Source organism: Saccharothrix sp. NRRL B-16314 (genome assembly GCF_000716595.1).
Lineage (GTDB): Bacteria > Actinomycetota > Actinomycetes > Mycobacteriales > Pseudonocardiaceae > Actinosynnema.
This window is the reverse complement of record NZ_JNXC01000003.1, coordinates 292,755-309,493: the sequence shown is the minus strand read 5'-3', so window position 1 is coordinate 309,493 and position 16,739 is coordinate 292,755. Positions and strand designations below refer to the sequence as shown.

Annotated in this window: 22 protein-coding genes; 12 read left to right on the top strand and 10 right to left on the bottom strand. The window is 71.9% G+C overall.

Translation table 11 applies throughout. The features are described 5' to 3' along the window. Window positions 1-12: 12 nt before the first annotated feature. Both nusA and rimP read right to left on the bottom strand, forming a co-directional pair. Complete coding sequence (gene nusA, locus OQ02_RS08515; protein WP_033437699.1) at window positions 13-1,035, bottom strand: transcription termination factor NusA; 1,023 nt, start codon at window positions 1,033-1,035, stop codon at window positions 13-15. After that, window positions 1,032-1,556, bottom strand: coding sequence for a ribosome maturation factor RimP (gene rimP, locus OQ02_RS08510; RefSeq protein ID WP_033437698.1), 525 nt, complete (start codon window positions 1,554-1,556; stop codon window positions 1,032-1,034). The genes nusA and rimP overlap by 4 nt, the downstream gene beginning before the upstream one ends. 148 nt (window positions 1,557-1,704) lie before the next feature. Here rimP and OQ02_RS08505 point away from each other — a divergent pair, with 148 nt between their 5' ends. After that, window positions 1,705-2,148, top strand: coding sequence for a hypothetical protein (locus OQ02_RS08505; RefSeq protein ID WP_033437697.1), 444 nt, complete (start codon window positions 1,705-1,707; stop codon window positions 2,146-2,148). After that, window positions 2,145-2,579, top strand: a complete 435-nt coding sequence (locus OQ02_RS08500; protein ID WP_033437696.1) for a ferritin-like domain-containing protein — start codon at window positions 2,145-2,147, stop codon at window positions 2,577-2,579. The genes OQ02_RS08505 and OQ02_RS08500 overlap by 4 nt, the downstream gene beginning before the upstream one ends. A 12-nt stretch (window positions 2,580-2,591) precedes the next feature. Here the strand turns inward: OQ02_RS08500 and OQ02_RS40795 are convergent, their stop codons facing one another. Genes OQ02_RS40795 through OQ02_RS08485 form a run of 3 tightly spaced genes read right to left on the bottom strand, consistent with a single transcriptional unit; the run spans window position 2,592 to window position 5,199 of the window. After that, entirely contained in the window at window positions 2,592-3,332 is a 741-nt protein-coding gene (locus OQ02_RS40795; RefSeq protein WP_156076928.1) for a hypothetical protein, read from the bottom strand. 25 nt (window positions 3,333-3,357) lie between these two features. Continuing rightward, entirely contained in the window at window positions 3,358-4,365 is a 1,008-nt protein-coding gene (locus OQ02_RS08490) for an aminotransferase class V-fold PLP-dependent enzyme (RefSeq protein WP_033437695.1), read from the bottom strand. 48 nt (window positions 4,366-4,413) lie between these two features. After that, on the bottom strand, window positions 4,414-5,199 hold the full coding sequence (locus OQ02_RS08485; RefSeq protein ID WP_033437694.1) for an SDR family oxidoreductase: 786 nt from the start codon (window positions 5,197-5,199) through the stop codon (window positions 4,414-4,416). Between the two features lie 74 nt (window positions 5,200-5,273). Here OQ02_RS08485 and OQ02_RS42250 point away from each other — a divergent pair, with 74 nt between their 5' ends. Next, window positions 5,274-5,681, top strand: a complete 408-nt coding sequence (locus tag OQ02_RS42250) for a YjbQ family protein (RefSeq protein ID WP_081915468.1) — start codon at window positions 5,274-5,276, stop codon at window positions 5,679-5,681. On the opposite strand, the gene OQ02_RS08480 is transcribed toward OQ02_RS42250, so the two are convergent. Beyond that, entirely contained in the window at window positions 5,577-6,608 is a 1,032-nt protein-coding gene (locus OQ02_RS08480) for an ABC transporter permease (protein WP_033437693.1), read from the bottom strand. The genes OQ02_RS42250 and OQ02_RS08480 overlap by 105 nt on opposite strands. Before the next feature lie 127 nt (window positions 6,609-6,735). On the opposite strand from OQ02_RS08480, the gene OQ02_RS40790 reads away from it, so the two are divergent. Genes OQ02_RS40790 through OQ02_RS08465 form a run of 3 tightly spaced genes read left to right on the top strand, consistent with a single transcriptional unit; the run spans window position 6,736 to window position 9,075 of the window. Further along, window positions 6,736-7,674 carry a hypothetical protein gene (locus tag OQ02_RS40790; RefSeq protein ID WP_051772041.1) on the top strand — a complete coding sequence of 313 codons (939 nt, stop codon included), beginning with the start codon at window positions 6,736-6,738 and terminating at the stop codon, window positions 7,672-7,674. 4 nt (window positions 7,675-7,678) lie between these two features. After that, the gene (locus OQ02_RS08470; protein ID WP_033437692.1) at window positions 7,679-8,395 is read left to right on the top strand and encodes a hypothetical protein; all 717 of its coding nucleotides are present in this window, start codon (window positions 7,679-7,681) and stop codon (window positions 8,393-8,395) included. After that, window positions 8,392-9,075, top strand: a complete 684-nt coding sequence (locus OQ02_RS08465; protein ID WP_231499915.1) for an HAD family hydrolase — start codon at window positions 8,392-8,394, stop codon at window positions 9,073-9,075. The genes OQ02_RS08470 and OQ02_RS08465 overlap by 4 nt, the downstream gene beginning before the upstream one ends. Here the strand turns inward: OQ02_RS08465 and OQ02_RS08460 are convergent. Then, on the bottom strand, window positions 9,065-10,810 hold the full coding sequence (locus tag OQ02_RS08460; protein WP_033437691.1) for a proline--tRNA ligase: 1,746 nt from the start codon (window positions 10,808-10,810) through the stop codon (window positions 9,065-9,067). The genes OQ02_RS08465 and OQ02_RS08460 overlap by 11 nt on opposite strands. Then, the gene (locus tag OQ02_RS43620; RefSeq protein ID WP_156076927.1) at window positions 10,807-11,052 is read right to left on the bottom strand and encodes a hypothetical protein; all 246 of its coding nucleotides are present in this window, start codon (window positions 11,050-11,052) and stop codon (window positions 10,807-10,809) included. The genes OQ02_RS08460 and OQ02_RS43620 overlap by 4 nt, the downstream gene beginning before the upstream one ends. Here OQ02_RS43620 and OQ02_RS08455 point away from each other — a divergent pair. Further along, the gene (locus OQ02_RS08455) at window positions 11,024-11,377 is read left to right on the top strand and encodes a VOC family protein (RefSeq protein ID WP_033437991.1); all 354 of its coding nucleotides are present in this window, start codon (window positions 11,024-11,026) and stop codon (window positions 11,375-11,377) included. The genes OQ02_RS43620 and OQ02_RS08455 overlap by 29 nt on opposite strands. A gap of 124 nt (window positions 11,378-11,501) precedes the next feature. Next, window positions 11,502-12,245 carry a peroxide stress protein YaaA gene (yaaA, locus tag OQ02_RS08450; RefSeq protein ID WP_033437690.1) on the top strand — a complete coding sequence of 248 codons (744 nt, stop codon included), beginning with the start codon at window positions 11,502-11,504 and terminating at the stop codon, window positions 12,243-12,245. On the opposite strand, the gene OQ02_RS08445 is transcribed toward yaaA, so the two are convergent. Then, complete coding sequence (locus OQ02_RS08445; protein WP_156076926.1) at window positions 12,205-12,720, bottom strand: hypothetical protein; 516 nt, start codon at window positions 12,718-12,720, stop codon at window positions 12,205-12,207. The two genes, yaaA and OQ02_RS08445, sit on opposite strands and share 41 nt — an antisense overlap. Window positions 12,721-12,806: 86 nt before the next feature. Between OQ02_RS08445 and OQ02_RS08440 the strand changes: the two genes are divergently transcribed. The 3 genes from OQ02_RS08440 (at window position 12,807) to OQ02_RS08430 (ending at window position 15,553) form a co-directional block, all read left to right on the top strand. After that, window positions 12,807-13,772 (top strand): helix-turn-helix domain-containing protein, encoded by a 966-nt coding sequence (locus OQ02_RS08440; RefSeq protein ID WP_033437688.1) that lies wholly within the window; start codon window positions 12,807-12,809, stop codon window positions 13,770-13,772. A gap of 52 nt (window positions 13,773-13,824) precedes the next feature. Beyond that, window positions 13,825-14,340 (top strand): hypothetical protein, encoded by a 516-nt coding sequence (locus tag OQ02_RS08435; protein WP_033437687.1) that lies wholly within the window; start codon window positions 13,825-13,827, stop codon window positions 14,338-14,340. Window positions 14,341-14,575: 235 nt separating this feature from the next. Further along, window positions 14,576-15,553, top strand: coding sequence for a serine protein kinase RIO (locus OQ02_RS08430; RefSeq protein ID WP_033437686.1), 978 nt, complete (start codon window positions 14,576-14,578; stop codon window positions 15,551-15,553). On the opposite strand, the gene OQ02_RS08425 is transcribed toward OQ02_RS08430, so the two are convergent. Continuing rightward, the gene (locus tag OQ02_RS08425; protein ID WP_081915466.1) at window positions 15,516-16,103 is read right to left on the bottom strand and encodes a TetR/AcrR family transcriptional regulator; all 588 of its coding nucleotides are present in this window, start codon (window positions 16,101-16,103) and stop codon (window positions 15,516-15,518) included. The genes OQ02_RS08430 and OQ02_RS08425 overlap by 38 nt on opposite strands. 26 nt (window positions 16,104-16,129) lie before the next feature. Here OQ02_RS08425 and OQ02_RS08420 point away from each other — a divergent pair, with 26 nt between their 5' ends. Continuing rightward, a complete protein-coding gene (locus OQ02_RS08420; RefSeq protein ID WP_033437685.1) occupies window positions 16,130-16,621 on the top strand; it encodes an HXXEE domain-containing protein in 492 nt (163 codons plus the stop codon). Window positions 16,622-16,739: the final 118 nt, after the last annotated feature.

Here is a 16,739-nt window from a genome sequence, read left to right as displayed (position 1 = left end):
ATCCCCTGTTGCCTAGTCGGCTGAACCGGATGTCGCCGCGCCCGCCGGAGCGGACCCGCCGGCCTCCGCGTCACTGCGGATGTCGATGCGCCATCCGGTGAGCCGGGCGGCGAGCCGGGCGTTCTGGCCCTCCTTGCCGATGGCGAGGGAGAGCTGGAAGTCCGGCACCACGACCCGGGCCGTCTTGGCGCGCTCGTCGAGCACCCTGACGGAGACAACCTTCGCCGGTGACAAGGCATTCCCGACGAACGTGGCCGGGTCGTCCGAGTGGTCGATGATATCGATCTTCTCGCCGGCCAGCTCGCTCATCACGTTCCGGACGCGGGCGCCCATCGGGCCGATGCACGCGCCCTTGGCGTTGACGCCGGGCACCGTCGTGCGGACCGCGATCTTCGAACGGTGACCTGCCTCACGTGCCACTGCGGGGATCTCGACGGTGCCGTCGGCGATCTCGGGCACCTCGAGGGCGAACAGCCTGCGCACCAGGTTCGGGTGGGTGCGCGACAGCGTGATCTGCGGGCCGCGGGTGCCGCGGGACACACCGACGACGTAGCACTTGAGCCGAGAGCCGTGCTCGTACGACTCGCCGGGCACCTGCTCGGCGGGCGGCAGCACGCCCTCGGTGTCACCGATCTGCACCACGACCATGCCGCGGGCGTTGGCGCGGGCGTCACGCTGCACCACGCCGCCGATGATCTCGCCCTCCTTGGCGGAGAACTCGCCGAACGTGCGCTCGTGCTCGGCGTCGCGCAGGCGCTGGAGGATGACCTGGCGGGCGGTGGTGGCGGCGATGCGGCCGAACCCCTCGGGGGTGTCGTCCCACTCCTCCAGCACCGAGCCGTCCGGGTTCAGGTCCTGCGCGAGCACGCGCACCATGCCGGTTTTGCGGTCGATCTCCACCCGCGAGTGCGAGTGGTGGCCCTCGGTGTGCTTGTAGGCGGTCAGCAGGGCGGTCTCGATCGCTTCGAGAACCGTGTCGAAGGGGATGTCCTTGTCCCGTTCGATCGCCCTGAGAGCGGCGATGTCGACGTTCACTCCGACTCCTCCTTCAGGTGCTTGCCCTCGAGGAGCGCGAGCTCTTCGACCGGCGGCTGCTTGAACTCGACTTCGACGACGGCGCGCTCGATCGTCTTGTACTCGACGCGGCGCAGCTCGCCCTTGACCAGCAGCACGACGCCGGTGTCGTCGGCCTCGCCGACCCGGCCGAACCACTCGACCTGATCCGGCTGCTTGACCTTCACGAGGCGAAGTCGGTTGCGCTTCCAGTGGCGCGGCCTGGTCAGCGGGCGGTCCGCGCCGGGCGAGGTGACCTCGAGCGTGTACGACCCCGCGATCAGGTGCTCGTGGGCGTCGAGCGCGGCGGACACGGCTCGGCCGGCGACCGCCAGCTCGTCCGACGTGATCCCGTCGTCGCCGTCCACGACCACCTTGACCAGCCTGCGACGCCCAGCCTGGTTCACGTCGAGCAGCTCGAGGTCGAAGCCGAGGGCCTCGACCACTTCCCGCACGACGGGTGCTAGCTGCGCGGCGAGTTCTCCGCGCGGCGGGCTGGACACGTGGTGACTCCAAAGTCTCTTCGAGTGCAGAGGGCACGGCAACCCCGACCGACGCTGCACTTCGCCGGCCGTGGTCGCTCAGACTATCTCGTTCGGCGCGGTCCCACGTGCCACGGGCGAGGGCGCGGCTCTGGCAGGATCGGTACACGTGATCGGAAGAACGGCGTTCAGCAGGCGCGGAGTGCTGCTGGCGGCGGCCACGGCGCCGCTGGCAGTCGCGTGCACCACACCCCCACCCCCGCCACCTCCTCCGGACCCGCTGTCGGAGCTCGTGAAGACGGCGCTGTCGGACGCCGCGCTGGCGACCGCGGCGGGCGCGCCGGAGACGGCCGCGGCGCGGTCCGAGCACGCCGCGCGGCTCCAGGCGGAGGTGGACCGGGCGACGCCGCGGGTGCCGGGGTCGTCGGTTCCGCCGGCGACGCCGACTTCGGTGGCGCCGCCGCCGGGCGCGTCGCGGGAGGCGCTGGTGCCGGCGTTGCAGGCGGCGCAGAAGCAGGCGGGCGACCTGGTGGCGTCCGCGCAGCCGTACCGGGTGGGATTGCTCGCCTCGGTGGCGGCCGGGTGCGCGAGCCTGGTGGAGGCGTTGTCATGAGCGTGGACGCGATGCAGGGGGCGCTGCGTGCCGAGCACGCGGCGGTGTGGACGTACGGGCTGGTCAGCGCGTTCATCGCGGTGCCGCAGCAGGTGGCGGAGGTGGCCGACGGCGCGAACGCGCACCGGGCGCGGCGGGACGTGACGGAGCGGTGGCTGCGGGACGCCGGCGCCACGCCGCAACCACCGGCGGCGGCCTACCTCGCGCCGCAGCCGGTGGACAGCGCGGCGGCGGCGATCGCGGCGCTGGTCTCGGTGGAGACGGACGCGTGCGTGGCCTGGCGCGGTGTGCTGGAGCGGACGGAGGACGGTGCGCTGCGGAAGTCGGCGCTGGACGCGTTGACCGTGTCGGCGGTGCGGGCGACGCGGTGGCGCAAGGCGGCCGGGCTGACACCGGCGTCGATCCCGTTCCCGGGCGCCGGCGTCGGCTGAGGTCGCCGGGGCCTACCGGGTCAGGTCGACAACGAGGCGCATGGCGTCGTTGCTGATTTGCTTCATCAGCTGGTTGTGCCTGGTCTCGTCGGGGCCGTGGACGGCGGAGTCCGACTCGATGATGATCACGTCGAGGTCCTTCTGCTCCGCCGCGAAACCGCCCTTGCCCAGCGTGGTCATGTTCGGCACCTTCACCGCGCCGTCCTTGACCAGGTCGTTGACGTTGCCGGTGCCGTCACGGGTGGTCAGGTCCTTGAGCTTGGCGGCGTCCGCCAAGGTCTTCATCCGCACCACCGACACGGACGTGTAGACCTTCACCCCGTCCGGGGTGGTGGTCGTGTACAGGCCGCGAGTGAGCTGCTGGCACGGCGTGGTGGTCAGGAACGCCTTGGTCTGCCCGTACGCATGCGGCGCGCAGTTGCTGTCCTTGAGCGGTTCCGGTATGTCCGGCGACTTGACGAAGGTGAACTCGCCCGCCGGGGCGGACGTCGGGGTCGGCGTGCCGGTCTGCTCGTTCTTCGGCATCACGACCAGCCAGACCAGCCCGGACACCACCGCCACGCCGAGCAGCCCCAGCCCCTTGAGCACCAGCCCGCGACGCGACGGACCCGGCGCGGGAGGTCCTGGCGGCGGGGAGCTCAGCAGCGAGTCCAGCCGACCGATCTCCGACCGCCACAGCGGCGCCGTGTCCGACGTCCGGATGGGCGGGATCCGCTGCGTCACCTCTTGGGGTGATTCGGGAGGAACCGACACGGAACTCACGGTAACGGAAGCGGGTCTAGCCGAGCGCGCTGAGCACCAGATCGACATCGGGCACCGCGTTGTACAGGTGAAACGCCAGCCGGACCCGTCCGGCGCGCAGGCTGGACCGCACTCCGGCTTCGGTCAGCCGCTCCCCCGCCGACGGCAGGTCCAGCGAGACGATGGCGGACCCGCGCGCGGGCAGCCCGAGGCCGGCCAGGAGCGTGTCGGCGAGCGCCACGTTGTGGTCCCGGACGGCCGACAGGTCGAGCGACGCGAGGTACGTCAGCGACGCCGCGGCACCGGCCTGGGCCAGCCAGCCGGGTGAGATGTCGAGCCGCCGGGCGTCCGGCGCGAGCCTCAGCGGCAGCCCGTACACCGTGGTCCAGCGGTCGTCACCGGCGTACCAGTTCGCCGCCGCGGGCACCGTCCGCTCCAGCGCCGACGCCGAGCACGCGAGCCACGCGCACCCCCGCGGCGCCATCAGGAACTTGTAGCCGACGGCCACCACCCAGTCCGCCCAGCCCAGGTCGAGCGGCAGCCAGCCGACCGCCTGCGACGCGTCCAGGAGCACCGGCACGCCGGTCGCGCGCAGCCCTTCCAGGTCGACGATCCGCCCGTCCGCGGACTGCACGACGCTCACCGCGACGAGGTCGTGCGAGCCCGCTTCGGCCACGAGCTCGTCGAGATCGACTTCGGTGACCCGCAGCCCACGAGCCGCGAACGGGAACGTCAGGCTGGTGAACTCGCCGCGCGCCACCAGCACGGACGAACCGGCGGGCAGCCCGGCCGCGACCAGGGCCACGAGCTGGGAACCCGAGGCGCCCATCGCCACGCGGTCCACGGGCACGCCCACGAGCTGCCCGAACGCGGTGCGCGCCGCGGCGACGTTCGGGTCGACCGAGGTGGGGCCGTCCAGGCCGGTCGACCACCGCCGCACGGCGTCCGACACGGCCGAAGCCGCGGGTGCGGGCGGGATGCCGACGCTGGCGGTGTTCAGGTAGCCGAGGGGGACGTCGAAGGTCGTGCCGAAGGCTGAGCGCATGTGGCCATCACAAGGGCTCTCGCGCCTCCGCGTCCACCGTGAAACCGATCAGTGCAGGTTGATCACGTTCCTGGTGATCTTGGCCGCCGCGTCGGAGCACAGGAACGCCACCACGCCGGCGACGTCCTCCGGCTGCGACACGTCGTGCTGCGCGCGGACGGCGTCGTTGACCCAGCCGGTGTCGGTGACGCCCGGCTTGACCACGTTCGACGTGATGCCGTGCGGCCACAGCTCGGCCGCCGCGGACATGGCGTAGTTGTCCAGCGCCGCCTTGGCCGCGCCGTAGGTCACCTCGCTGGGGAAGCCGAGCGGACCGCCCGAGGTGAGGCCGACGATGCGGCCCCAGTTCCCGCCGCGCGCGATGTGCCGCCGGGCGAACTCGGCGATGAGCAGCGCGCCGGCACGGGCGTCCACCGCGAACTGCGCGTCGAACGTCTGCGGCGTCACCGCCCGCAGCACCCGCCCGAACTGGTCGGACTCGGCGGCGAGGAACGTGTCCTGCACCCAGCTGGACGCGTTGTTGACCAGGATGTCCACCGGCCCGAAGACCTGTTCGGCGGTGTCGAACAGCGCGGTGGGCGCCATCGGGTCGGTGAGGTCGACCTCGACCGCGTGCGCCTTGCCGCCCGCCTCGGCGATGGCGGCGACCACGTCCTCCGCGCCGGACTCGCGGGCGGTGAAGTACTCCGGCGGCAGGCTCGGGTCCGACGTGGGCACGAAGCGCAGGAACGTGATGAGGACGTTGACGCCCTGCGCGGCGAGGGCCTTGGCGGTCGCGGCGCCGATGCCCTGGTTGGCGCCCGTGACGATCGCGGTGTGGATCACGGGCCGCATCCTGCCTGATCGGGTCGCGGCGGCGCACCGCAATTGCGGGTGGTCGGCGGGCGTCGTTCGTAAGCTCTGAGGTCATGCGCAGTGAAGAGATCGAGATCCGCACCGGGTCGGCGGAGGTCGTGCACGACCTGACCCGCGCGTGCGAGGAGTTCCTGGCCGACGTGGAGGGCGACGGGCTGCTGCACGTCTGGGTGCCGCACGCCACCGCGGGCCTGGCGGTGCTGGAGACCGGCGCGGGCAGCGACGACGACCTGCTGGCCGCGCTGCGCAAGCTGCTGCCCGCCGACGGCCGGTGGCGGCACCGGCACGGGACGCCCGGTCACGGCCGTGACCACGTGCTCCCCGCGCTGGTGCCGCCGTACGCGACGATCCCGGTGCTAGGCGGTGTGCTGGCGCTGGGCACCTGGCAGTCGGTCTGCCTGGTGGACACCAACGTCGACAACCCCGTCCGCAAGGTCCGGCTGTCCTTTCTTGCCGGGTAGCAGCAGCACGGCCAGGCCGACGGCGGCCATGCCGACGAACACCCACACCTGGGCTCCTTCCGGCGACCCGCCGTTCAGCAGCGCGCGCAGGCCCTCGGCGGAGAACCGGAACGGCGTCCAGGACCAGAGCAGCGCGCGGTAGACGGGGTCGAGCAGTTCCGGCACCTGCCCCGCGACGGCGGGCGCGATCAGGTACATCGGCCCCAGCACGGCCATCGCCCGGATGCCGAGCAGCCGCAGCAGCGCGCCCTGGACCAGGGCGAACGCCCCACCGAACAGGGCGAGGTAGCCGAGCACGTCCCAGCCGAGCGGCAGCGCCGAGTCCCACAGCGCGAAGAAGCCCGCCACGACCGCGACGCCCAGCACGGTCGCCGTCGCGGCGCCGACCAGCCTGCCGACCGCGTTCGGCCTGCGCGCCAGCACCGTGAACACCGCACCGGCGACGAGGCCCGTGATCCACAGCAACGCGCTCGCGGCCTGCGGCGCGGTCCGGCCGGCGGCCGAGGCCGGGTTCAGCATGACGACTTTCGCCTGCACCCCGGCTCCTTGCGCGACGCCGGCGAGCACCTGCTGGGCGACCTGCGTGCCGGACGGGTTCACCGCGCCGGACAGCACCGCCGTCATGCCGTCGGGCGCCAGTTCGAGCACGCCGTAGACCTCTTGGCGGGACAGCAGGCTCCGCGCTTCCTCGGGCGTGGTCACGCGCCACGTGACCTCCGCCGCGCCCGCACCGGCCAGCTTGTCGGCGACGCCGCGCAGCTGCGGTGGCGCGTCGGGGCCGACGGCGACCGCGAGTGGCACCGCTTCCGGGTGGGCCGTCGCCTGGACGCCGAACGTCACGAAACCCAGCACGAGCGCGATCAACGCGCCCACGACAGCGGCGGCCACAGCGATGACCGCCGGCGGCCGGTCGTGCAGTGCGGCCATGGTCGTCCTCCTCAGTAGTTCATCAGATGTTGAATTTGACGCTACGCCGGGAGCGCGACGGAAGTCAACGCGTGCTGAATTACTCGGAGAGGTCCGGGAAGCGGAACCGGCACGGTACGGTTTCGCCGTGACTTACCCAGGTGACGGCCAGTCCGGCTGGGGCGACCGGCCCGGCCAGGGCGACTGGGGCCCGCAGGACCACGGCTATGCGCAGCAGGGCTACCCGCAGCAGGGTTACGGCGGTTCTTACGGCGGGCTCGGCGTGTTCTCCGGCGGTGACCAGCCCCCGCCGAAGAAGGACAAGACGAAGCTGTGGCTGGTGATCGGCGCGGTCGTCGTCGTGCTCGTCGGCGCCGGCGTGACGACGTACGTGGTGACCCGGCCGGACGATCAGAAGCCGATCGCCCAGAGCACGAGCAGCAGCGCGCCCACGACGACCACCACCCCGAAGACCACTGCGAAGAGCACCACGAAGTCGACCACGCCGAGCGAGCCGAACAGCACCTGCGAGCCCGTCAAGCCCGGCTGGAACTGCCTGCCCGTCCCGGGCCTGTCGTACAGCTACGACGTGCCCAAGGGCTGGACCCCCGCGAACGGCCACGCCGAGGTCGAGGGGATGACGGACGTGAAGCTGACCGGTCTTACCGTCATCGGCGCCTACGACTGCGAGGGCCGGGGCTTCACCCGCGGCGGCGCGGGCGGCGTCGTGGTGGCGCAGACCGACCTGGCCGCGGTGGCCAAGGACTTCGCCCAGAAGCTCGGCACCCAGTTCTACGAGTCGGCGCCCCAGTTCGACGTCAAGCTGAGCGAGCCGAAGCCGGTGAAGGTGCCCAACAAGCCGGCCGACATCGAGGGCGTCCAGGTCGACGCCACCATCACCACGTCCGGCGACAAGTGCCTGGCCACCAAGGGCATGGTGAAGGTGCTGGTGCTGCGCGGCGACAAGGGTTTCCACGTGTTCATGTCCAACGGCGACCTCGAAGGCGGTCCCGCCGAGCCCAAGCCCCCGACGGAGGCCGACCTGCAGACGATGGTCGACTCCGTCCGGGCGCTGAGCCGGGGCTGAGCCCGTGAGCTACTCCGGCCTGGGCTTCTACGAGCAGCAACCGCCGCCGAAGCCACCGAGCCGCGCGCCGTTGTGGATCGCGCTGGCCGTGGTCGGGGTGCTCGCCCTCGGCGGCGGCGTGACGGCTTTCCTGGTGATGCGCTCCGGGGACGAGGCCGTGCCCACGACCTCGGGGTCCGCGCCGACGACGACCACGTCGTCCGAGCCCGAGTGGCAGCCGGTGGAGGACTCGCAGTCGGGCCTCGCGTACGAGCTGCCGCCGTCGTGGGAGTCCACCGGCGGCGGCACCTCCGGGCCGGTGCGGATGTCCACGTCGTACGTGTCGCGGCCGTTCCAGTGCCAGGGGCGCAGCATGATCCAGGCACAGGCGTTGGCCGGCACGGTCGCCGACGACGACCTGGAGAAGGTCGCCACCGACCTGGTGAACCGGATCGCGGCCGGCGGGTACACCGTCAACGGCGCGCCGCCCGAGATCGCCGAACCACGCGTCGAGGCCGGGGACACCGCGGAGCCCGACGCGGTGCGGGTCAGCGTCTCGGTGACGCCGAAGTCCGCCAGCGCCTGCTACGCGCCCAAGGCCACGGTCAGCGCGGTGGCGTTGCGCCACGGGAAGAAGACGTCGGTGTTCGTGCTGAACGTCGCCGAAGGCGGGTCGCACGTGGCCGAGGGGCCGTCCGACGACGACGTGAAGCGAATCCTGGAGAGCGTGCGGCCGTCGTGAACACGTTGGTGCTGTGGGACATCGACCTGACCCTGATCGACGCGAAGGGGCTCGGTCGCGAGTGGTACCGCACCGCGTTGCGCGCGGCGGCGGGCCTCGACCTCGTGCACCTGCCGAGCTTCGGTGGCCGCACCGAGCGCGCCATCACGCTGGAGATGCTGACGTCGCACGACCTCGACCCGACCGAGGAACTGGTGGCCCGGCTGCACGCGGAGCTGATCGACGTGGCCGCGCGGGAACGCCACCTGCTGCCGTCGCACGGGCACGCGCTGCCGGGCGCTTCGGCGGCGCTGACGGCGTTGGCGGCGCAGGAAAACGTCGTGCAGTCGCTGGTGACCGGGAACCTGGTCGAGATCGCCCGGTACAAGCTGGCGGCGTTCGGGCTGGACGAGCACGTGGACTTCGAGATCGGCGGCTACGGCTCGGTGTCCGAGCACCGGCCCGCGCTGGTGCTGGAGGCGGTGCGCCTGGCCTCCGCCAAGCACACCCGCGAGTTCCGCTCGGTGGTCATCGGCGACACGCCCCACGACGTCGACGCCGCACTGCACCACGGCGCCGTCGCCATCGGGGTGGCGACGGGCCGCAGCAGCAGCGCGGAACTGCGAGAGGCCGGCGCGCACGTCGTGCTCACCGACCTCTCCGACACGGCAGCCGTGCTGGCCGCCGTGCTCAGCCCCTGATCAGGTCGAGCAGGTGCTGAACGGCGTCGCCGACCGGCACCTCGGTCCGCTCGCCCGTGCGGCGGTCCTTGACCTCGACCAGGCCGTTCACCAGGCCGCGGCCCACGACGAGGATGGTGGGCACGCCGATCAGCTCGGCGTCCGCGAACTTCACGCCGGGGCTCGCCTTGCGGTCGTCCAGCAGCACCTTCACGCCCGCCGCCGACAGCTCCTCCGCGAGCTTCGACCCGCCCGCGAGCAGCGTCTCGTCCTTGCCCGCCACGACCACGTGCACGTCCGCCGGCGCCACGTTGCGGGGCCAGATCAGGCCGCGGTCGTCGTGGCTCTGCTCGGCGATCGCGGCGACCAGGCGGGACACGCCGATGCCGTACGAGCCCATGGTGATCCGGACCGGCTTGCTGTCCGGGCCGAGCGCGTCCAGCGAGAACGCGTCCGCGTACTTGCGGCCCAACTGGAAGATGTGCCCGATCTCGATGCCGCGCGCGGCGACCAGCACGCCCTTGCCGTCGGGTGACGGGTCGCCCTCGCGGACCTCCGCCACGTCGATCGTGCCGTCGGGCGTGAAGTCACGGCCGGCGACGAGGTCCACCACGTGGTGGTCGGCCTTGTCCGCGCCGGTCACCCACGCCGTGCCGCGCACGACGCGCGGGTCGGCCAGGTACCGGACGCCGTTGGCCTGGAGCGCCGCCGGGCCGATGTAGCCCTTGACCAGGAAGGAGTTGCGGGCGAAGTCCGCCTCCTCCAGCATCGCGACCTCGGCCGGCTCGACCGCCGCCTCCAGCCGCTTCAGGTCGACCTCGCGGTCGCCGGGCAGGCCGATGGCGAGGAGCGCCCACTCCTTGTCACCGGGCTTCCTCGTCTTCACCAGGACGTTCTTGAGGGTGTCCGCGGCGGTGAAGGTGCGGTCGGTGTTGGCGTTGAGGAAGGTGACCAGGGACTCGATGGTCGGCGTGTTCGGCGTGTGGTGGACTTGCGCCTCGGGCTGCGTGGCCGGGTCCAGCTCGGCGGGCGCGGGCGTAGTGACCGCCTCCACGTTCGCCGCGTAGTCGGACTCCGTGCTCCGGACGAAGGTGTCCTCACCGGTCGGCGCGACCGCCAGGAACTCCTCCGACGCCGAGCCGCCCATCGCGCCGGACGTGGCGGAGACGATGACGTACTCCAGGCCGAGCCGGTCGAAGATCCGGATGTAGGCGTCGCGGTGCTGCCGGTAGGACTCGGCCAGGCCCTCGTCGGCGAGGTCGAACGAGTACGAGTCCTTCATCAGGAACTCACGGCCGCGCAGGATGCCCGCGCGGGGGCGCGCCTCGTCGCGGTACTTGGTCTGGATCTGGTAGAGCGTGACCGGGTAGTCCTTGTACGACGAGTACTCGCCCTTCACGGTGAGCGCGAACAGCTCCTCGTGCGTGGGACCGAGCAGGTAGTCGGCGCCCTTGCGGTCCTTGAGGCGGAAGAGGTTGGGGCCGTACTCGGTCCACCGGTTGGTCGCCTCGTAGGGCTCCTTCGGCAGCAGCGCGGGGAACTGGATCTCCTGGGCGCCGAACGCGTCCATCTCCTCGCGCACGACCTGCTCGATGTTGCGCAGCACCCGCAGACCCAACGGCAGCCACGAGTAACCGCCCGGCGCGACGCGGCGCACGTAACCGGCGCGGACCAACAGCTTGTGGCTGGGTACTTCGGCGTCGGCCGGGTCCTCGCGCAGGGTGCGCAGGAACAGCGACGACATCCTCGTGATCACGGTGGGTGCTCCTCGTGGGCGGGTTGTCCGGAAAGGGTAGTGAACCAGCCCTGATCAGTCTGCGCGGTGGTCTGCGCGGTGGTCTGCGCGGTGGTCTGCGCGGTGGTCTGCGCGGTGGTCTGCGCGGTGGTCTGCGCGGTGGTCTGCGCGGTGGCCCGGTCGGCCGCGTCCGTCGGCCGGAATTGTCGGTGGGCCGGTCTAGCGTGCGGCGGTATGACGTTCGAGATCGGGATGATCACCATCGACACGACGGACCCCCACCGGCTGGCCGAGTTCTGGACGAAGGCGCTGGGTACGTCCGTCCAACACGACTGGGGTGAGTTCCTGATGCTCGCTCCGGCCGGTGGTGCGAGCGGCCTGCAGCTGGGGTTGCAGCGGGTCGACGACCCGACACCGGGCAAGAACCGCGTGCACTTCGACGCCCACGTGGAGGACCGCGCGGCCGAAGTCACCCGATTGGCGGGCCTGGGCGCGACGGAAGTCGCGGAACACACCGTCCCCGGTCTGACGTGGACCGTCCTCGCCGACCCGGACGGCAACCAGTTCTGCGTCGGCCAGCCGGGCTGACGCGGCGGTGGCGGGGCTGACGCGGCGGTGGCGGGGCTGACGCGGCGGTGGCGGGGCTGACGCGGCGGTGGCGGGGCTGACGCGGCGGTGGCCGGGAGGGCGGGAGCGCCTAGGGTGACCAGTCGTGTTGGTACTGCTCCCCCCGTCGGAGACCAAAGCCCTCGGCGGCTCCGGTGCGCCCTTGGACCTCGACCTGCTCTCGCACACCGAGCTCACCCCCGTGCGGGGCAAGCTGGTCGACGCCCTGGTCGACCTCGCCGCAGACGTTCCCGCGAGCCTCGCCGCGCTCGGCCTGTCCGAGCGCCAGGCCGGTGAGGTGGAGCGCAACGCGGAGATCCGCCGTTCGCCCACCCTGCCCGCGCTCGCGCGGTACACGGGGGTGCTCTACGACGCGCTCGCCCTCGGGTCGCTCACCAAGACCGAGAAGTCCCGGGCGTTCGCGCGGCTCGCGGTGGCGTCGGCGTTGTTCGGCGTCGTCGGCGGTGGGGACCCGATCCCGGCTTACCGGCTGTCGGGCGGGAGCGTGCTGCCCTCGATCGGGCCGCTCGGCGCGCTGTGGCGGCCGGTGCTGGAGCCGGTGCTGGCGGCGGCCGACGAGTTCGTCGTGGACCTGCGGTCGAGTCCGTACACGTCGCTCGCCCGCATCCCCGGTGCCGCGGTGGTGCGCGTGGTCACCGAGGATGCGAAGGGGCGGCGGAACGCGGTCAGCCACTTCAACAAGGCGCACAAGGGGCGGCTGGCCCGGGTGATCGTCCAGTCGCGGGCCGAGCCGGGTGACCTGAAGGGGTTGATCAAGGTTGCGGGCCGGGCCGGGCTGAGGGTCGAGCTCACCGGGACAGGCACGGCTGATCTGATCGTCGGGGACTGACCGGCTGGTCGGGAACGGCACCGGGCGGGGCGAGGTCGGGGACGAGGTCGGCCGGTGCGGGTTCGAGGGCGATGCCGGCCGGGGCGGGGACGAGGTCGGGTGCGATGCCGGTCGGGGTGCGGCGGGACCGGGCCGGTACGGATCGGGCGGGGACCGACGGGACGGCGCGGGTGACGTCCGATCCGGCGGGGCACGGCTGGGCCAGGTGGGACTGGGTGGGCCGGGACTGGGCCGGACGAGCCTGGGCGGGCTGGGAATGGGCCGAGCGGGGCTGGGGCTGCCGGGTGCGGGCGGGGTGGGTTGTGGTGGCGCGTAGGTCCGCCTGAAGCCGGGAGAGGTCTCGGTCTTCGACGTCGGAGCTGCCGGCCAGGCGGTTCCCCAGTCGGTTGCCCTGGCGGACCTGGCGGTGGTGGTTGCGTTCCAAGCCGTAGACGACCAGTGCCACTGCGGTCAGCGCGAACAGGATCGAAGTCATGGCACTAACCATGCGGTGCACAAGAAACTGCCACAATTGGCAGTTGTGCCGTTGTGCATCAATATCCTGCCAAGTACGGTGAGGGCATGCTCCGCACCGTTGCCGCCGTCGTCATCGACGGGCTCGCGCCGTTCGAGTTCGGCGTGGTCTGCGAAGTCTTCGGCATCGACCGCACCGACGAAGGCGTGCCGCCCTTCGACTTCCGGGTCTGCGGCGAGCACCCCGGCGAACCGGTCAGCACCGGCGTCGGCGCCTCCCTCACCCCGAACCACGGCCTCGACGCGCTCGATCAAGCCGACCTGATCGCCGTCCCCGCCGCGACCATCCGCGACGAATACCCGCCCGCCGTGGTCGAAGCGCTCCGCGAAGCCAACCGCCGCGGCAGCACGTTGCTGTCGGTGTGCAGCGGCGCGTTCATCCTCGGCGCGGCCGGCCTGCTCGACGACCGCCGCTGCACCACCCACTGGCGGCACGTCGCCGAGCTCGCCGAACGCTTCCCCCACGCCAAGATCGACCCCGACGTCCTGTTCGTGGACGACGGCGACATCGTCACGAGCGCCGGCACGGCGGCGGGCATCGACGCGTGCCTGCACGTCGTCCGCCGCGAACTCGGCGCCGTCGTGACCGCCGCCATCGCCCGCCGCATGGTCGTCGCACCCCAACGCGACGGCGGCCAGCGGCAGTTCATCGAACTGCCCACCCCGCCGCACCAGGCGGACAGCCTCCAGCCGGTGCTCGCCTGGCTCCAGGACCGGCTCGACGACGAGCACACCATCGCCAGCCTCGCCGACCAGGCCAACATGTCGGAACGGACGTTCGCCCGCCGGTTCGCCGCCGAGACCGGCACGACCCCGCACCGCTGGCTCACCGGCCAACGCGTCCTGCGCGCCCGCCAACTCCTGGAGGAAACACAGCTCACCGTGGAGGACGTGGCCCACCGCTGCGGCTTCGGCACGGCCGCGTTGCTACGGCACCACTTCACGACCGTGGTCGGTTTGTCACCAAAGGATTACCGAAGGTCCTTCGCCCACCGTTGCCCGCCAAATGCGTGACAGAGTGCAGCCGGCTTTTACCTCTTTGTGACGATAGTGCCAGAATGATCGGGTGAGCCTCGACACACCAGGCGGCACACTCGGCGACCCGCCCGCCGAACCGGTCGTCCCCTCGTTGCTCAGGGGAATCACCGCAGATCTCCGCACCGACGCCCTCGACGCGCCAGAGGCGCTGAAGCGCGTGTGGTCCGGGCTCTGCCTCGCCCGTCTGCTCGGCCTGCGCCTCGCCCTGACCGACCGGAAGTGGCGGCAGCGCCAGGTGAACGCCGAGTCCGTGGAACACCAACTCGCCCGCGACCTCGGCACTTCGGCGACGTTCGCGGACACCGTGCTCACCCTCCCGGTCGACCCGACGCCCCAGCCGCTCCCGGAGGACGAGGTCGAGGAAGCGGTGGCGGCGTTGGTCGAGTTCAGCGCCGAGGCCCGGACCAGGATGCTGGCCACCGCGCGGCACGCCTCCCAGTGGCACGACGAACGCGTGCTGCGGCACGACTCGCTGGTGATCGGCGGACTGGCCGCCGCCTGGCTCGGCCAGCGCGGCAGCTACCGCGTGGAGCAGAGGCCGTGAGCGGCAGGAGGAACGGCGGGATAAATCGGTTGCCCTGAGACCGCGGGGCGCGGCAGTCTGCTCCGGTACGCGCAGAGCGCCGGTGGTGGAGACCACGGCGGAGTCGAGGAGGTGCCAGATGGCGACAGCTGTCCGGGACGTGGCACCGACCCGTCCGCTCGCCCCGCACTCCTGACGCGGAGGACCACACCGCGCCGGGTGGGGCGATCACTCCCCTTCACCTGGAGCACATCCAGTGCGAGAGCACGAGCAGTACGCAGATTTCGAATCCGAGTTCGACCACGCCGACGACCTCCGGTGGCAGGTCAAGAAGGCCAAGAAGGCTTCGGCGCGCCCCGACGGCGGAGTCGAGCCGACCCGTCGCGGCCGGCTCACCGAAGAGGCCAAGGACCGTCTCACCCAGATGCGGGACGACTCGGTCGCCGCGGACGTCCCGCCCGACGGCGACCGGTGGTCCACCTGGGGCGATGCCGACCAGGGGCCGAAACCACATCCGTCGTGGCTGATCACCGAACTGTCCGCGGTGGACCGTGAACTGGGCATCGTGAAGACCGGCAAGGAGGCGGACGTCTTCCTGGTGGAACGCGTCATGCCCGGCACCGACCGTTCCTGCGTGATGGCGGCGAAGCGGTACCGCAGCAACGACCACCGGCTGTTCCACCGGGACGCGGGTTACCTCGAAGGCCGGCGGATGCGCCGGTCCCGGGAGATGCGCGCGATGGCGAACCGCAGCGCCTTCGGCCGGAACCTCATCGCCGAGCGGTGGGCGGTCGCCGAGTTCGCCGCGTTGACGACGCTCTGGCAGTTGGGCGCCCCGGTGCCGTACCCGGTGCAGCGCGACGGCACCGAGTTGCTGTTGGAGTTCGTCGGCACGGACGGTTCGGCGGCGCCGAGGTTGGCGCAGTTGCGTCCGGAACCGGACGAGCTGGAGGGGTTGTGGCGGCAGCTTGTGGACGCGTTGAGCCTGATGGCGTCCGTGGGGCTGGGGCACGGCGACCTGTCGGCGTTCAACCTGATGGTGCACGAAGGGCGGCTGGTCGTGATCGACCTGCCGCAGGTGGTGGACCTGGTGGCGAACCCGCGCGGGCCCGAGTTCCTGGAGCGGGACGTGCGCAACGTCGCCGACTGGTTCACCGCGCGCGGCCTGGCCCCGGAACTGGCTGAGCCGCGGGAGATCACCGAGATGCTGCTGGACCTCGCAGGGCTCCGCTGACCCCGGAGCCGTCACCGGAACCGTCGCCGAACAGGGGCCAGACGACGTCGAAGACGGTGTCCGGCGACCGCGGCCGGTCGGTCGCGAGCCAGTGGTAGACGAGGGGTCCGAACAGCAGGTCGCGCACGAGCTCCGGGTCGACATCGGCCCGGAGCTCGCCGCGTGCCACGCCACGGCGCACGATCCCGTCGATCAAGGCGTGCCGGTCGGCGAGGAACCCGTCGACCAGGCCGGGCACCCGTCGCGCCTCGGCGTGCACCGCGAGCACCACCCACGACAGCCCGTCCACGAGGGCGTTCGCGAGTCGGAGCAGGTCTTCGCGCGCGCTGCCGGTGTCCGGGTCGGCCATCGGGATGACGTCGGCCAGCAGGACGTGCGCGACGAGGTGGAGCTTGGTCGACCACCGCCGGTACAGGGCGGGTCGGCTCACGCCGGCGCGGGCGGCGACCGCGTCGAGCGTCAACGCGTCGAAGCCGACTTCCTCCAGCAGTTCGAGCGCGGCTTCGGTCAGCGCTCGGTCGATGTGGGTGCTCCGCGGCCGTCCAGACATGCGTTACATCATGTAACGTAAGTGCCATGGTCAGCAAGAAGGTCACCTGGGGCCTGCTCGCCGCGTGGGTCGTGCACGACCTGGAAGAGCTGGTGACGATGGCCCGGTGGACGCGGCGGCACCGGCACGTGCCGACGACCACGACACCGGAGGCGGCCATCGCCATCGGGGTGGTCGGGGTCGTCGTCGCGGCAGCGGCGGCGGACGGCGCGCGCACCGGCGGCCGGTCGCGGTTCTTCCAGTCGGTGCTCGCGGGTTTCGGGCTGCACGCCGTCACGCACGTGGCGAGCAGCGCGGTTTTCCGCAGCTACACACCCGGCGTGCTCACCGCGCCGACGGTGGTGGCCCCGTTCAGCCTCTGGGCGTTCCGCCGGCTCAGCCGTGCGGGCGTATCGGCAAAGCCCTCCTCACGTGCGCTTTTGTGGTTCCCGGTGATCGTCGTCAGCGCGCACGGGATAGCCCGTCTGGCCATGCGTGTGCGCGAGAACACCGCCAGGGTGCCCGACACCGTCTCGTGATCGGCTAGACTGAGCGGTGCACCGCCCGGTGGCGCCGACGAGCGCCCCAGGCCGCCAGAGTGGCCGGTGGTGCGTCCCAACCACTATCGGCGCGACCGCGCGCCGGGCCCGTCCCCGC

Excerpts from the sequence above, each read along its gene's own strand:
- OQ02_RS08445 (WP_156076926.1), bottom strand. The coding sequence starts at position 12,720 with ATGACTTCGATCCTGTTCGCGCTGACCGCAGTGGCACTGGTCGTCTAC.
- OQ02_RS08500 (WP_033437696.1), top strand. The coding sequence starts at position 2,145 with ATGAGCGTGGACGCGATGCAGGGGGCGCTGCGTGCCGAGCACGCGGCG.
- OQ02_RS08455 (WP_033437991.1), top strand. The coding sequence starts at position 11,024 with ATGACGTTCGAGATCGGGATGATCACCATCGACACGACGGACCCCCAC.
- OQ02_RS43620 (WP_156076927.1), bottom strand. The coding sequence starts at position 11,052 with ATGGTGATCATCCCGATCTCGAACGTCATACCGCCGCACGCTAGACCG.
- OQ02_RS08425 (WP_081915466.1), bottom strand. The coding sequence starts at position 16,103 with ATGTCTGGACGGCCGCGGAGCACCCACATCGACCGAGCGCTGACCGAA.
- OQ02_RS42250 (WP_081915468.1), top strand. The coding sequence starts at position 5,274 with ATGCGCAGTGAAGAGATCGAGATCCGCACCGGGTCGGCGGAGGTCGTG.
- OQ02_RS08440 (WP_033437688.1), top strand. The coding sequence starts at position 12,807 with ATGCTCCGCACCGTTGCCGCCGTCGTCATCGACGGGCTCGCGCCGTTC.
- OQ02_RS08420 (WP_033437685.1), top strand. The coding sequence starts at position 16,130 with ATGGTCAGCAAGAAGGTCACCTGGGGCCTGCTCGCCGCGTGGGTCGTG.
- OQ02_RS08485 (WP_033437694.1), bottom strand. The coding sequence starts at position 5,199 with ATGCGGCCCGTGATCCACACCGCGATCGTCACGGGCGCCAACCAGGGC.
- OQ02_RS08490 (WP_033437695.1), bottom strand. The coding sequence starts at position 4,365 with ATGCGCTCAGCCTTCGGCACGACCTTCGACGTCCCCCTCGGCTACCTG.
- OQ02_RS08480 (WP_033437693.1), bottom strand. The coding sequence starts at position 6,608 with ATGGCCGCACTGCACGACCGGCCGCCGGCGGTCATCGCTGTGGCCGCC.